12 protein-coding genes are annotated in these 13,764 nt (G+C 70.4%); 3 read left to right on the top strand and 9 right to left on the bottom strand.

Features of this window, described 5'->3' with window-relative positions; translation table 11 throughout:
- Positions 1-13 precede the first annotated feature (13 nt).
- The 7 genes from tmk to ACLBXX_RS17045 all read right to left on the bottom strand — a co-directional run bounded on the left by tmk (position 14) and on the right by ACLBXX_RS17045 (position 6,734).
- Positions 14-673, bottom strand: coding sequence for a dTMP kinase (gene tmk, locus ACLBXX_RS17075; RefSeq protein ID WP_447659015.1), 660 nt, complete (start codon positions 671-673; stop codon positions 14-16).
- A complete protein-coding gene (topA, locus tag ACLBXX_RS17070; RefSeq protein WP_447659014.1) occupies positions 670-3,387 on the bottom strand; it encodes a type I DNA topoisomerase in 2,718 nt (905 codons plus the stop codon). Before topA ends, tmk begins: the two co-directional genes overlap by 4 nt.
- A 67-nt stretch (positions 3,388-3,454) precedes the next feature.
- Positions 3,455-3,772, bottom strand: a complete 318-nt coding sequence (locus tag ACLBXX_RS17065; RefSeq protein ID WP_447659013.1) for an Rv3654c family TadE-like protein — start codon at positions 3,770-3,772, stop codon at positions 3,455-3,457.
- Between the two features lie 49 nt (positions 3,773-3,821).
- On the bottom strand, positions 3,822-4,154 hold the full coding sequence (locus ACLBXX_RS17060; protein WP_447659012.1) for a TadE family type IV pilus minor pilin: 333 nt from the start codon (positions 4,152-4,154) through the stop codon (positions 3,822-3,824).
- Positions 4,154-4,396 carry a DUF4244 domain-containing protein gene (locus ACLBXX_RS17055; protein ID WP_310292424.1) on the bottom strand — a complete coding sequence of 81 codons (243 nt, stop codon included), beginning with the start codon at positions 4,394-4,396 and terminating at the stop codon, positions 4,154-4,156. Before ACLBXX_RS17055 ends, ACLBXX_RS17060 begins: the two co-directional genes overlap by 1 nt.
- Before the next feature lie 86 nt (positions 4,397-4,482).
- Positions 4,483-5,538 carry a type II secretion system F family protein gene (locus ACLBXX_RS17050; RefSeq protein WP_447659011.1) on the bottom strand — a complete coding sequence of 352 codons (1,056 nt, stop codon included), beginning with the start codon at positions 5,536-5,538 and terminating at the stop codon, positions 4,483-4,485.
- A complete protein-coding gene (locus ACLBXX_RS17045) occupies positions 5,523-6,734 on the bottom strand; it encodes a TadA family conjugal transfer-associated ATPase (protein WP_447659010.1) in 1,212 nt (403 codons plus the stop codon). Before ACLBXX_RS17045 ends, ACLBXX_RS17050 begins: the two co-directional genes overlap by 16 nt.
- Before the next feature lie 415 nt (positions 6,735-7,149).
- Between ACLBXX_RS17045 and acs the strand changes: the two genes are divergently transcribed.
- Positions 7,150-9,141, top strand: coding sequence for an acetate--CoA ligase (acs, locus tag ACLBXX_RS17040; protein WP_447659009.1), 1,992 nt, complete (start codon positions 7,150-7,152; stop codon positions 9,139-9,141).
- Positions 9,142-9,215: 74 nt separating this feature from the next.
- On the opposite strand, the gene ACLBXX_RS17035 is transcribed toward acs, so the two are convergent.
- Both ACLBXX_RS17035 and ACLBXX_RS17030 read right to left on the bottom strand, forming a co-directional pair.
- Positions 9,216-9,683, bottom strand: coding sequence for a RidA family protein (locus ACLBXX_RS17035; protein ID WP_447659008.1), 468 nt, complete (start codon positions 9,681-9,683; stop codon positions 9,216-9,218).
- Between the two features lie 2 nt (positions 9,684-9,685).
- A complete protein-coding gene (locus ACLBXX_RS17030; protein WP_045298026.1) occupies positions 9,686-9,901 on the bottom strand; it encodes a hypothetical protein in 216 nt (71 codons plus the stop codon).
- 109 nt (positions 9,902-10,010) lie between these two features.
- Between ACLBXX_RS17030 and ACLBXX_RS17025 the strand changes: the two genes are divergently transcribed.
- Both ACLBXX_RS17025 and ACLBXX_RS17020 read left to right on the top strand, forming a co-directional pair.
- Positions 10,011-12,830, top strand: a complete 2,820-nt coding sequence (locus tag ACLBXX_RS17025; protein ID WP_447659007.1) for a transglycosylase domain-containing protein — start codon at positions 10,011-10,013, stop codon at positions 12,828-12,830.
- Positions 12,830-13,762 (top strand): metallophosphoesterase, encoded by a 933-nt coding sequence (locus tag ACLBXX_RS17020; RefSeq protein WP_447659006.1) that lies wholly within the window; start codon positions 12,830-12,832, stop codon positions 13,760-13,762. Before ACLBXX_RS17025 ends, ACLBXX_RS17020 begins: the two co-directional genes overlap by 1 nt.
- The last annotated feature ends 2 nt before the right edge of the window (positions 13,763-13,764 follow it).

The raw sequence follows: 13,764 nt of genomic DNA, 5'->3' as shown, positions 1-13,764 counted from the left end.
CCGAGCGTTCGCCTCATGCGAGGAGCGGCTCCACGCGTGCCCGCACGGCGGCGGCGAGCTCGTCCGGCGGGAGCGAGGCGTCGAGCACGAGGAAGCGGTCCGGCTCGGCGGCGGCGAGGGCGAGGAACTCCTCGCGGACGCGGGCGTGGAAGTGCTCCTTCTCGGACTCGAGCCGATCGAAGGGCTTGTCGTCGGCGTCGAGGCGCTCGCGTGCCGATGCGGGGTCGAGGTCGAGGAGCACCGTGACGTCGGGAAGGAGGCCCCCGGTCGCCCACAGGGAGAGCTCCCGGACCTCGTCACGCCCGAGGACGCGTCCCGCACCCTGATACGCGACCGACGAGTCGAGGTAGCGGTCCTGGATCACGACCTCGCCGCGCGCGAGCGCGGGCCGCACCAGGGTCTCGATGTGGTGCGCCCGGTCCGCCGCGTACAGCAGCGCCTCCGCCCGCGGAGCGACCTCTCCCCGGTGGTGCAAGACGATGTCGCGGATGAGAACGCCCACCTCGGTGCCGCCGGGCTCGCGCGTGCGCACGACCGTGCGGCCGGCATCCGTCAGCCACGCGTCGAGGAGCGCCGCCTGCGTCGTCTTGCCGACGCCGTCGCCGCCCTCGAACGTGACGAACAGCCCTTCGACGGACTCGGGGACCGGACGGGTGTCGCCGCCGCCCGTCACTTCTTCGCCGCGGGCTTGCGCGTCGTCGTCGTGCGCCGCGCCGGGCGCTTGGCCGGGCCCTTCGCACGCTTGTCGGCGAGCAGCTGCACCGCGCGCTCGAACGTGACCTCCATCGCGTCCTCGCCGCGCGGGATCGTCGCGTTCGTCTCGCCGTCGGTGACGTACGGGCCGAAGCGGCCGTCCTTCAGCTTGATCGGCTTGCCGCTCGTCGGGTCGGCTTCGAACTCCTTGAGGGCCGACGACGCGCCGCGCGCACCGTACTTCGGCTGCGCGTAGACGGCGAGCGCCTCCTCGAGCGTGATGTCGAAGATCTGCTGCTCGCTCTGCAGGGTGCGCGAATCGGTGCCCTTCTTGAGGTAGGGCCCGTACCGGCCGTTCTGTGCCGTGATCGGGGCCTCCGTCTCGGGGTCGACGCCGACGGTGCGCGGGAGGTCGAGCAGCTTCAGCGCGGTGTCGAGGTCGATCGCGTCGACCGACATCGACTTGAAGAGCGAGGCGGTGCGCGGCTTCGGCGCGACCTCTTTCTTCGCGCCGCGCTTCTTCGGCGCGGGCTCCGGCTCGACCGCGACGACCTCGCCGGTCTCCTCGTCGACGGCCTCCTCGGCGGGCGGGTCGGTCTCCTGGACGTACGGGCCGAAACGGCCATCCTTCACGACGACGAGCTTGCCGTTGGCGGGGTTCTCCCCCAGCACGCGGTCACCCGCGACGGGGGCGTCGATGAGCTCCTGTGCGCGCGCCGGCGTCAGCTCGTCGGGCGCGAGATCCTCGGGGATGTTGACCCGCCGGGGCTCGGCGTCCGGCTTCTCGGCGTCGGGCACCTCCAGGTAGGGGCCGTACTTGCCGAACCGCAGCGTCGCGACGTCGCCGATGGGCGTCGAATTGAGGGCGCGCGCGTCGATCTCTCCGAGGTTGTCGACGATGTTCCGGAGGCCGACGTGGTCGGTTCCTCCGAAGTAGAAGTCCTGCAGCCAGTCCTGGCGCTTCTGCTCACCGCGGGCGATCGCGTCGAGGTCGTCCTCGAGCGCCGCCGTGAAGTCGTAGTCGACGAGGTCGGCGAAGTGCTGCTCGAGCAGGCGCACGACGCTGAACGCGAGCCAGCTCGGGATGAGCGCCTGGCCACGCTTGGTGACGTAGCCGCGGTTGAGGATGACGTCGATGATGCTCGCGAACGTCGAGGGGCGGCCGATGCCCTTCTCCTCGAGCGCCTTGACGAGGCTCGCCTCGGTGTAGCGGGGCTTCGGGCTGGTGGCGTGACCCTTCGGCTCGACGTCGCGGAGGCGCAGCACGTCGCCCACCGCCATCGCCGGCAGCGACTGGTCGTCGGACTTGTCGCTGTCGCCGCGCTTCTCGTCGCGGCCCTCCTCGTACGCCTCGAGGAAGCCCTTGAAGGTGTACACGGTTCCGGATGCCGTGAACTCGGCGCGGCGACCGGCCGCCCCGACCTCGAGGGTCACGGTGGTGGTCTCGTACTTCGCGTCCGACATCTGGCTGGCCATCGTGCGCTTCCAGATGAGGTCGTACAGGCGCAGCTCGTCGCGGTCGAGCTGGCCCGACACCTCGGACGGCGTGCGGAACGTCTCGCCCGACGGGCGGATGGCCTCGTGCGCCTCCTGCGCGTTCTTGCTGTTGTTGCGGTACGAGCGGGGGTTCGGCGGCACCGACAGGTCGCCGTACATCTTGACCGCCTGTTCGCGCGCGGCCTGCACGGCCTGCGTCGACAGCGCCGTCGAGTCGGTGCGCATATAAGTGATGTACCCCTTCTCGTAGAGACGCTGCGCGACGCCCATGGCGTGCTTGGCGCTCATCGAGAGCTTGCGACCGGCCTCCTGCTGGAGGGTGGAGGTCGTGAAGGGCGGCTTGGGGCTGCGGGTTCCGGGCTTGGACTCGAGGGCGGTGACGGATGCCTCGGCCGCCGCCTCGATCGCGGCGGCGAGTTCGCGCACCTGCGCCTCGTCGAGGACGAGGACGGCCTTCTTCAGCTCACCGCGGTCGTCGAAGTCGGTGCCGCGGGCGAGCACCGCACCGTCGACGCGGGCGAGGCGGGTCGAGAACGAGTCGTCGATGCCCTGCGGGCGGTTGGGCGCGGCGAGCGCCTCGATGTCCCAGTACGACGCCGACACGAACGCCATGCGCTCGCGCTCGCGGTCGACGACGAGGCGCGTCGCGGCAGACTGCACGCGCCCGGCGGAGGTGCCCTGCTGCACCTTGTACCAGAGCACGGGGCTGACGTCCCAGCCGTAGAGGCGGTCGAGAATGCGGCGGGTCTCCTGCGCGTCGACGAGCGCGAGGTCGAGCTCGCGGGTGTTGCCGACGGCGGCCTGGATCGCGTCCTTGGTGATCTCGTGGAAGACCATGCGCTTCACGGGGACCTTGGGCTTGAGCGTCTGCAGCAGGTGCCACGCGATGGCTTCGCCCTCGCGGTCTTCATCGGTGGCGAGCAGGAGCTCGTCCGCCCCCTTCAGCGCGCGCTTGAGCTCGGCGACGGTCTTCTTGCCGCGCTCGCTCTCGACGTAATACGGGTCGAAGCCGTTGTCGATGTCGATCGAATACTTCCCATAGGCCTGCTTCTTATCGGCCGGGATGTCGCGCTTGTCCGCCAGGTCGCGGATGTGCCCGACCGAGCTGAGCACCTCGTAGCCATCGCCGAGGTACCCCTGGATCGACTTCATCTTCGTCGGTGACTCGACGATGACGAGCTTCTTGCCTTCTGCCAACGGGGGCGTCCTTTCTTCGACGCAAACCATACACGCCACTTCTCGGTGCAGGGGCTGTGAGACGCGATCAGGGAGGCGGTCCAGCCCGGGCGGTGGCCTGCGCGGTGACCGGCCCGAGGCGCATCGACACGGTCACCGTCGCGATCAGCTCGTCGAGCTCGCAGGCCTCGATGGTGCCCCCGAAAGTGCCCGCGACCTCGGCCGCACGTCCGCAGGGGGCGCCGGTCACCGCGCCGGACGCCGCGTCCGCCGCGGCGAGCGCACCGGCGTCGGCCGCCGAGGCCAGTCGCTGACTCGCGACCGCCGCGGCACCGGCACCGGCGAGCGCCGCCGCGAGGACGGCGGCCGCACCGACGATCCCGACCGCGACCATCGTCCCCGCCATCAACCCGGCCTGCTCGCCGGCGGCCGCGTGACGGCGACGTCGGGCGCGTTCACAGGCCGCCCGCCAACGCGCATCCGGCCGCCGTCACCCGCACTCCGAACAGCGCCGGAGCGGATGCCGCCACGCACACGAGATCCCCCCGAGCGGTGATGTCGACGGATGCCTCCGCCACCGTCGTCGCGACGGCGTCGCGCACGCGCTGCTCGGACTCGCCGCGGGCGCTCAGGCGGGCAGCATCCGCCACCGCGTCCTGCAGCCGCACCTGCCGGGACGCTCCCGCGAGGGTGCCGACCCCGACCAGCAGGACGAGCGCGACGGCGGGGAGCGCGACCGCGAACTCGGCGACGACCGCACCGCGATCGTCGCCCAGCCGCGGCCGCATCACGCCACCGTGAGCGCGCGTCGCACGAGGTCGGTGAGGATGGTGCGCACTTCATCCGACCGCATGATGACGACGAGGAGGCCGGCGAAGGCGACCGCTGCCATCGTCGCGATGGCGTACTCGGCGGTCGCGGCGCCGGTTTCGCCCTCCCACGTGCGTTCGACGTCGCGCGGCGCGAACAGGCGTTCGGCGCGGCGACGCGTGAGACGCGGCACGACGAGGTCGGTTCGGGACAGGGACATGGGTTCTCCGTTCGATGGATTCGTGGGTGCGGGCACGGTCTGGGCGCGAGGACGCGGCGCAGCGTCGCGGTCTCGGGGAGGGGCCGTCATAGCGAGACCGACATCGTCGACATGACGCTGAGCAGCATGGGCGCGACCCCGAGGAGGAGGAATGCGGGCAGTGTGCACACACCCAGCGGGATGAGCAGCCGCGACGAGAGCCGCGCGGCACGAAGGCGGGCCTCGACACGGGCGCGATGCCGGGCATGCGCGGCCGAAGCCCGCAGCAGCTCGACCGCGGGCACGCCCGCTGTGCGCGACAGCTGGAGCACGGCGTCGACGTCATCGGATCCGGCCGGCGCGCCTCCCTCCGGGTTCGCCGTGGCGGTCCCGGACTCACCGCCCGGATCGGTGCTCTCCCCTTTGGTTCCGACGCTGCGGGCGTCCTGGACGACTGCCCGCGCGCGGTCGATGGACACCCCGCCGCTCAGCGCGATCGCCATCAGGTCTGCGTCGAGACCGGGCGCGCCGTCCGACCGCGCCGCTGCGCGCACGAGCCGTTTCGTCCATCGGTGCGCGGCGAGGATGAGCACCGCTCCGGCTCCGAGGCATGCCAGCCCGAGCGGGTTCGCGAACAGGGTGCCGATCGTGTCGAAGCCCAACGCCGCACCCAGTCCCACAGCGACGAGCGGAAGCCAGCTCATGAGCCGGGCCGTGCCCGCGGGCTCGGCGAGGGTGACCCGCACGTCGTCGGCCGCCTCCTGTGCGTCCCGCAGCGCGGCAGCGAGTCCGCGCAGGCACTCGGCGAGCGGCGCACCTACGACGAGCGCGACCTGACACGCGACGCCGACCACCTGCCACCCGTCGGCTTCCGCGGTGGCGATCGCCTCGGGCAGCGGCAACCCTCGGTCGATCGCCGAGGCGACGTGCCGAGCCGCCGGGTCGCCGGCGCGGGCGAGATGCTCCCAGGCGCGGGCAGGCGCGACCCCGGCCTGCAGCAGCACCGCCAGTCGCAGCACGGTCTCCGCGACGTCGGCTGACGACGTCGGGGTTCGTGCGGACGCGCGAAGCCGGGACGTCACGAGGGCTCGAGGCGACACGGCTGCCGGGGAGGAAGCCCGTGCACCCTCCGCACCCGCCGCCTGCGTCAGCGCGCGCCCCATCGCTCCTCCTTGATGGCGAGGCGCCCGTCGCCGTCGAGGACGGGGCGGCCGGCTCCGGCGATGCGTCGCGAGCCGTCCGCGCCCCGCTCCACGTGCACGACGAGTCCGATCGCGCTGGCCGCCTGGCGCGCGAGTGCGCGGTCGTCCAGCCCTGCGGGCGCACCGAGAGCCTCGAGGCGTGCCGGCACGTCGTGGAGTCCGTTCGCGTGCACCGTACCGGCTCCCCCGTCGTGACCGGTGTTCAGAGCCGACAGCAGCTCCCGCACCTCGTCGCCGCGGCACTCCCCGACCACGAGACGGTCGGGGCGCATCCGCAGGGCCTCACGCACCAGACGAGCGAGCCCGACTCCGCCGGTGCCCTCGATGTTGGGCTGACGCGCCTCGAGGCGCACGTGGTGCGGGTGTGCGATCCGCAGCTCCGCGACATCCTCGATCGTCACGATCCGCTCCTGCGCCGGTGCCTCCGCGAGAAGCGCCGCGAGCAGCGTGGTCTTGCCGGCGCCGGCGGCGCCCGAGATCAGGAGATTCGTGCGCCCGGCGATCACCTCCCGCAGGCGGTCGCGGACGCCCTCGTCGAACATCCCCGTCCGCTGGAGTTCGTCGAGCGTCGCGGCGCCCAGGCGCGGCACGCGGATCGACAGGACCGTGCCCTCGGGGGCGATCGGCGGCAGCACGGCGTGCACGCGGATCCCACCCACCACGCGCACATCGACGCACGGCGAAGCGTCGTCGATGTGCCTCCCACCCAGGCCGATGAGTGCCACGGCGAGGTCGCGCACCTCTTCTTCCGTGGCACGCCACTCGCGTGCCGGCTCCACGCCGGCTCCGCGATCGACGAACAGGCCCGCCGCTCCGTTGACGAAGAGGTCCGTGACCTCCGGGTCGTCGAGGTACGCCGCGAAGGGCGCGAGGACCTGATGCCGCTCCGCCGGTGCCCGCGGGGGCTTGGAGACGGGCACCGGCTCGCCACGCGGAACTTCGGCCGCACCCACACGCCGCGGCACCCATGCTGCCCCGCCGGCGCCAGGCTGAGCTGGTGTACGCGAAGGCGCAGCGGCGGACGGAGCCGTCTCGCCCGTGGCCCCGCTCACCGTCGGGGCGGAGGACACCGGCCGGGCCGCAGCATCCCATCGCCCCTTCGCAGCGGGCGCGCCCACAGCCCCGGAACGGGGGCGGACGACGAACGGTGCGGACATGCTCCGACGCTACGAAGGCGGTGTCCCACCCCGGCGAGGGCAACAGGTCATCCGTGGAGAGCGGCGCCACGCCACGGGTTGGGGAGGAGCCGGTGAATCGAGAGACCGCTCCCAATGAATAGAGGCGGCATCCCATGGGGGGAATGGGATGCCGCCAAGCGCGGCCCCGAATTCGGGGGGTGACGTCGGGAGCCGCAATGCCAGAATCGATGTTCGGCCAACGGTCAGCATAGGCGAGGTAAGGGTCCTGACAAAACGAAAAGGAGAGGATTCTCACTGATATATCGGTCGGGATCGATGTATGCGGGGCCACCTACTATCGGGGGTAGTCGGTTCCGGCGGCGGTGGGTACATTTCCTGGCAGACTCGCCGACACGCCTCGGCCTCGACCCAGCCCGCAAAGGAGCGCGCTCCCATGAGCGAACAGACCCCTGTCACGCAAGCAAGCAGCCAGATCGACCACCTGCTGAACGAGGACCGGCGCTTCGCGCCCACGGCCGACTTCGCAGACAACGCCATCGCGACGGCGGAGCTGTATGAAGCGGCGAAGGCCGACCGCCTCGGCTTCTGGGCCGACCAGGCCCGTGACCTCCACTGGCACAAGCCGTTCACCGAAGTGCTCGACTGGTCGAACCCGCCGTTCGCACAGTGGTTCGCCGACGGCGAGCTGAACGTCGCCTACAACTGCCTCGACCGTCACGTCGAGGCCGGCAACGGCGACCGGGTGGCGCTGCTGTGGGAGGGCGAGCCCGGCGACGAGCGCCGTGTCACCTACGCCGAGCTCACCGACGAGGTCAAGCGCCTCGCCAACGTGCTCGAGGGACTCGGCATCGGCCAGGGCGACCGCGTCGCCATCTACCTGCCGATGGTCCCCGAGGCCGTCGCCTCGATGCTCGCGGTCGCCCGCATCGGCGCCATCCACTCCGTCGTGTTCGGCGGCTTCTCAGCCGACAGCCTGCGCTCGCGCATCGACGATGCCGGCGCGAAGCTCGTCATCACCGCCGACGGCGGCTACCGCAAGGGCAAGGTCTCGCCGCTCAAGCCGGCCGTCGACCTCGCCCTCGCCGACCGCGGCGCCGGGGTGCAGGAGTCCGTCGAGCACGTGCTCGTCGTCAAGCGCGGCGAGAACGAGGTGGACTGGAAGGACGGGCGCGACCTCTGGTGGCACGAGGTCGTGCCGCAGGCCTCCGGCGAGCACGATGCGCAGGCGTTCCCCGCCGAGAACCCGCTGTTCATCCTCTACACGTCGGGCACGACCGGAAAGCCCAAGGGCATCCTCCACACCTCCGGCGGCTACCTCACGCAGTCCGCGTTCACCAACAAGGTCGTCCACGACCTCCACCCCGAGACCGACGTCTACTGGTGCACCGCCGACATCGGGTGGATCACCGGGCACAGCTACGTCACGTACGGCCCGCTCGCGAACGGCGCGACGCAGGTGCTCTACGAGGGCACGCCGGATGCGCCCCACCCCGGCCGCTGGTGGGAGATCGTGCAGAAGTACGGGGTCACGGTGCTCTACACGGCGCCGACCGCGATCCGCTCGTTCATGAAGCTCGGCCGCGCGATCCCGAAGCAGTTCGACCTGTCGTCGCTGCGCCTCCTCGGCTCGGTGGGCGAGCCCATCAACCCCGAGGCGTGGATGTGGTACCGCAAGATCATCGGCGGCAAGACCGCGCCCATCGTCGACACGTGGTGGCAGACCGAGACCGGCTCGATCATGGTGTCGGCCCTTCCCGGCGTCACGGAGACCAAGCCCGGCTCGGCGCAGGTGCCCCTTCCCGGCGTCTCGATCGACGTCGTCGACGAAGACGGCACGCACGTCGGCAACGGCAACGGCGGCCTCCTCGTCGTCACGGAGCCGTGGCCGTCGATGCTCCGCGGCATCTGGGGCGACCCGGAGCGCTTCGTCGAGACCTACTGGGAGAAGTTCCAGAAGCAGGGCTACTACTTCGCCGGCGACGGCGCGCGCCTCGACGACGACGGCGACGTGTGGCTGCTGGGCCGCGTCGACGACGTCATGAACGTGTCGGGCCACCGCCTGTCGACCACCGAGATCGAGTCGGCTCTGGTAGGCAACGAGGCGGTCGCCGAGGCGGCCGTCGTCGGCGCCTCCGACGAGACCACCGGTCAGGCGGTCGTCGCATTCGTCATCATCAAGCAGTCCTACCTCGACGCGCACTCCCCCGACGGCCTGGCCCAGGGCCTGCGCCTGTGGGTCGGCGAGCAGATCGGGCCGATCGCCCGTCCCCGCGACGTCTACATCGTCGGCGAGCTTCCCAAGACCCGCTCCGGCAAGATCATGCGCCGTCTGCTGCGGGACGTCGCCGAGGGCCGCGAGGTCGGCGACACGACCACCCTCGCCGACACCGCCGTCATGTCGGTGATCTCCGCGCAGGTCAAGTAGCCGAAGAGAAGAGCGGATGCTGCAGCCCGGGGCTGCAGCATCCGCTCTCTGCTGTCTGTGGTCCGTGTCGCCGATCAGGCGAACGAGAAGACGACCTCGACCTCGACGGGGGCGTCCAGCGGCAGCACCGGCACGCCGACGGCCGAACGGGCGTGCTTGCCGGCGTCGCCGAAGACCTCGCCCAGCAGCTCGCTCGCGCCGTTGATGACGCCGGGCTGGCCGGTGAAATCGGGGACGGAGGCCACGAACCCGGTGACCTTGAGGACGCCGGTGAGGCGGTCCACCCCACCCACGGCGGCCGCAGCGGCGGCGATGGCGTTGAGGGCGCTCTGGCGCGCGTACCCCTTCGCGTCGGACGCGGGCACGAGTCCGTGGCCCTCGCCGACCTTGCCGGTCGCCGGCAGGGAGCCTGCGACCATCGGCAGCTGGCCGGCGGTGTAGACGAGATCGCCGTGCGCCTTCGCGGGCACGTAGGCGGCGACGGGCGGCACGACGTCAGGCAGTTCGATGCCGAGTTCGGCGAGGCGGGCGCTCACGCTCATGCTCACGCCTCCTCGAACTGCTTCGCGGCCTGGGCCGCAGCATCCAGTCCCGCGTTCTGCTGGCCACCGCCGGACGGGCGCTTGAAGTAGGCGACCAGCCCGCCCTCGGGACCTTGCACGACCTGCACGAGCTCCCAGCCCTGCTTGCCCCAGTTGTTGAGGATCGCGGCGGTGTTGTGGATCAGAAGGGGCGTGGTGAGGTACTCCCACGTCGTCATCGCGACTCCTCGAGTATGCGGAAAGGACGGCTGGTGAAGGCTGGGAAACACCCCGGTCAGCTGTGCGTCCTTGATGGATCGCCCAGGTATCTCCCTTACGATCAACCCTATGCCTGATACCAAACGCACGGCCACCGGTGTGCTCGGCGGACTCGCCGGGCTTGTCGGCCTCAGTGCCGCAGCCGGTGTCCTCATTGCGGCGACCGTCACCCCCGCGGTCGCACTCACGAGCACCGCCGCCGAGCGCGCGATCACGATGTTCGACAATCTCCCGAGCGTCCTCGAGATCGACAAGCTCATGCTCCCGAGCAACTTCTACGCCACGGACCCGGCCACCGGCCAGCCCTTCCTGCTCACCAAGTTCCTCGAGCAGGACCGCACGCCGGTCGAATTCGCGCAGATCAACCCCGTGATGTTCGACGCGCTCCTGTCCTCCGAGGACCCGCGCTACTACCAGCATGGCGGCATCGATCTCATCGGCACCGCGCGCGCACTCCTCTCGAATGCCCAGGGTGGCGGCGAGACCCAGGGTGGCTCCTCTGTCAGCCAGCAGTACGTGAAGAACGTGCTCATCCAGAAGTGCGAGCAGAACGCCGAGGTGGTCTACGAGACCGACGACGCGGGCGAGATCGTCAAGGACGAGAACGGCGTGGCCGTCCAGAAGATGAGCCGTGACGACGTCCTCCGGAAGTGCTGGACTGACGCCACCACGGCCGAGGGCTCTGAGGGGTACACCCGCAAGCTGCAGGAGATGCGCTACGCGATCGCGCTCGAGCAGAAGTACTCGAAGAACGACATCCTGCTCGGCTACATGAACATCGCCAACTTCGGCGGCATCACGTACGGCATCGAGGCCGCAGCACGCCACTACTTCAACACCAATGCCGCGAGCCTGACGGTCGCGCAGGCGGCGACGCTCGCCGGCATGGTGCAGAACCCCAACAACTACCGCATCGACAAGCCGGGCGGCTCGATCTTCGGCTCCGACGGGGCGACCTTCAACAAGGCACCGGACGGCATCATCGACGAGGGCGCGAAGCTCGGCGCGCTCGACGCACTGGTGGCGTCGGGCGACATCACCGAGGAGCAGAAGCTCGCGGCGGCCGACGGCTACACCTCCACGAAGGTGCGTCAGCTCTATGTGCTGAGCCGCATGCTCGACGACGGCAAGATCACGCGCGAGCAGTACGTGGAGGCCGCTGTCTGGCCGATCACACCCGACGTGGTCTTGCCGACCACGGGCTGCCAGGCGGCCGGCGGTGCCGCGTACTTCTGCCAGTACGTGAAGGACGTCATCCTGAACGACGAGGCCTTCGGAGCGACCCTCGAAGAGCGCCAGGCCCTCCTGCAGCGTGGCGGGCTCAACGTCTACACCACGCTCGACACCCGCGTGCAGATAGCAGCGGAGCAGGCTATGACCCAGTACGCGCCGACGTCCGCCGACATGCCGATCGGCCGCACCGCGCCATCACCGGGCCGCTTCGGCGCGACCTCGGTGAGCATCGAAGCGACGACCGGCCGCGTTCTCGCGATCGCGCAGAACACGAAGTTCAGCGAGGACGCGTCGCTGTCCGGCGACCCGAACTACTCGTCGCTGGTGTTCGCCGGTGACAAGAAGTTCGGCACCTCGTCCGGGTTCCCGGCGGGCTCGACGTTCAAGCTCTTCACCCTGATCGACTGGCTCGAGAAGGGCAACTCCGTCAACCAGACGCTGAACGGAACGCTGCACGTGTTCAAGAGGATGAAGAACTCGTGCGACGGCGACTGGGTGAACGGCTCGAACACCCTCATCAAGAACTTCGGCGGCAACGGGGGCTACATGGGCACACCCATGCGCTTCACGAAGGACTCGCTGAACACCGGCTTCTTCGCCATGGCGGAGAAGCTCGACCTCTGCGACATCAAGAACGTCGCGACGCGCATGGGTGTGACCCAGGGGAACGGCGAGGAGGTCTCGATGACCAACCTCAACTCGATCATCGGAACGAACTCCGTCTCCCCGATGGCGATGGCCGAGGCCTACGCGACCGTCGCGAACAACGGCATCTACTGCCAGCCGCAGGCGATCGACAAAGTGACCGACGCCGACGGCAATGAGCTGGCGAAGCCCGCGCGCACCTGCACTCAGGTGATCGCGCCGAACGTCGCGGCGACCGCGGCCTTCGCCCTGCAGGGCGTCATGAACAGCGGCGGCACCGGCACCGGCGGCAACCCCGGCGACGGCACCCCGCTCATCGGCAAGACGGGTACCCACGAAGAGATCACGACGTGGATGGTCGAGTCGAGCACGAAGGTGGCCACGGCGACGTGGGTCGGCAACGTGCAGGGTGGCGGCGACATCACGAAGACCTCCTACAACGGCAACCGCCTGAACCAGATCCGCTTCCCGATCACGCGGGCCATCCAAGGCGTGGCGAACGACATCTACGGCGGTGACAAGTTCGCTGCCGCCGACAACGAGCTGACCAAGGTCCAACTCACGGACCTGCCGAACGTGGTCGGCAAGTCGGTCGACGAGGCAACGGCGATCCTGACCGAGGCCGGCTTCACGGTCGAGGTCGGCGGACCGGTCGACTCCGACCAGCCGGCGGGCGTCGTCGGCGCACAGAACCCCGGACCTGGCAAGGTCGCAGGCGGCAGTACCGTCACGATCAACCCGAGCAACGGCGAAGGCGTCACCGTGCCGGATGTCTCAGGTCGCACGCTCGACGACGCCAAGAAGGCGCTGCGCAGCGCGGGCTTCGGCAACGTGGGCGACGGAACATGCACGGCCGACGCCAGCCTCGGCGCGCAGACCAAGGCCGGCGCGACCAACCCCGGCGCGGGCTCGGTCGTGAACCGCAACGCCTCGATCACCGTCGACTACGCCGCAGCGGTCTGCGGCGGGGGCGGCGGCCGCGGTCCCGGCAACGGCGGCGGCAACGGCTAGTGCCCTCTTCAGCGACGCGTACCGCCCTCACCGTGCTCGGCACGGTGGGGGCGGTCGGCGCGGGTGCCGCGGTCTGGGGCGTCGGCATCGAGCGTTACCTCTTCACGGTCCGCTTCCATGAGGTGCCCGTGCTTCCCGCAGGAGCCACGCCCATCCGCGTCCTGCACCTCTCGGACGCGCACATGGCGCCCTGGCAGCACCGCAAGCAGGAATGGATCGCGGGGCTCGCGGAGCTCCAGCCCGACCTGATCGTCAACACGGGCGACAACATGGGCCACTTCGACGGCCTTCGCGGGCTTCGCCGCGCGTACGATCCGCTGCGCGGCGTGCCGGGCGTCTTCGTGCACGGGTCGAACGACCACGCCGCCCCCTCTCCTCGCAACCCGTTCCGGTACTTCACCGGTCCATCGAAGGTGAAGCACACCGCCGAGCCTCTCGACACCGAGGCGCTGGACGACTACCTCACCCGTGAGCTCGGCTGGCTGGACCTCAACAACAAGGTCGGATCAGTGGATGCCGGCGGTCTGCGCATCGCCGCCTTCGGCGTGAGCGACGCCCATCGGCACTGGGACCACCTCGAGGCGCTTCCCGAGCCGCTCGCCGCGCTCCGCGCCGAGCAGCCCGCCGACCTCTCGATCGGTGTGACCCACGCGCCCTATCGCCGGGTGCTCGACGACTTCGTCGACCTCAAAGCGGACGCGATCTTCGGCGGCCACACGCACGGCGGCCAGGTCCGCGTCCCCGGCTTCGGCGCGCTCGTCGCCAACTGCGACATCCCGCTCCGTCAGGCCCGCGGGCTCAGCGCGTGGAAGCACGACGGCCACTCGGTGCCGCTCAACGTCAGTGCCGGGCTCGGCCACTCGATCTACGCTCCGGTGCGCTTCGCGTGCCGCCCCGAGGCCTCGCTGCTCACCCTCATACCGCGCGCGTAGCG

The organism is Microbacterium sp. C23T (assembly GCF_053345975.1).
This window is presented reverse-complemented; position numbering and strand designations above follow the sequence as displayed.

Coding starts and splice junctions, on each gene's coding strand:
- ACLBXX_RS17025 (WP_447659007.1), top strand. CDS start 10,011: ATGCCTGATACCAAACGCACGGCCACCGGTGTGCTCGGCGGACTCGCC.
- ACLBXX_RS17035 (WP_447659008.1), bottom strand. CDS start 9,683: ATGAGCGTGAGCGCCCGCCTCGCCGAACTCGGCATCGAACTGCCTGAC.
- acs (WP_447659009.1), top strand. CDS start 7,150: ATGAGCGAACAGACCCCTGTCACGCAAGCAAGCAGCCAGATCGACCAC.
- ACLBXX_RS17065 (WP_447659013.1), bottom strand. CDS start 3,772: ATGGCGGGGACGATGGTCGCGGTCGGGATCGTCGGTGCGGCCGCCGTC.
- ACLBXX_RS17045 (WP_447659010.1), bottom strand. CDS start 6,734: ATGTCCGCACCGTTCGTCGTCCGCCCCCGTTCCGGGGCTGTGGGCGCG.
- ACLBXX_RS17055 (WP_310292424.1), bottom strand. CDS start 4,396: ATGTCCCTGTCCCGAACCGACCTCGTCGTGCCGCGTCTCACGCGTCGC.
- ACLBXX_RS17030 (WP_045298026.1), bottom strand. CDS start 9,901: ATGACGACGTGGGAGTACCTCACCACGCCCCTTCTGATCCACAACACC.
- ACLBXX_RS17050 (WP_447659011.1), bottom strand. CDS start 5,538: ATGGGGCGCGCGCTGACGCAGGCGGCGGGTGCGGAGGGTGCACGGGCT.
- ACLBXX_RS17060 (WP_447659012.1), bottom strand. CDS start 4,154: ATGCGGCCGCGGCTGGGCGACGATCGCGGTGCGGTCGTCGCCGAGTTC.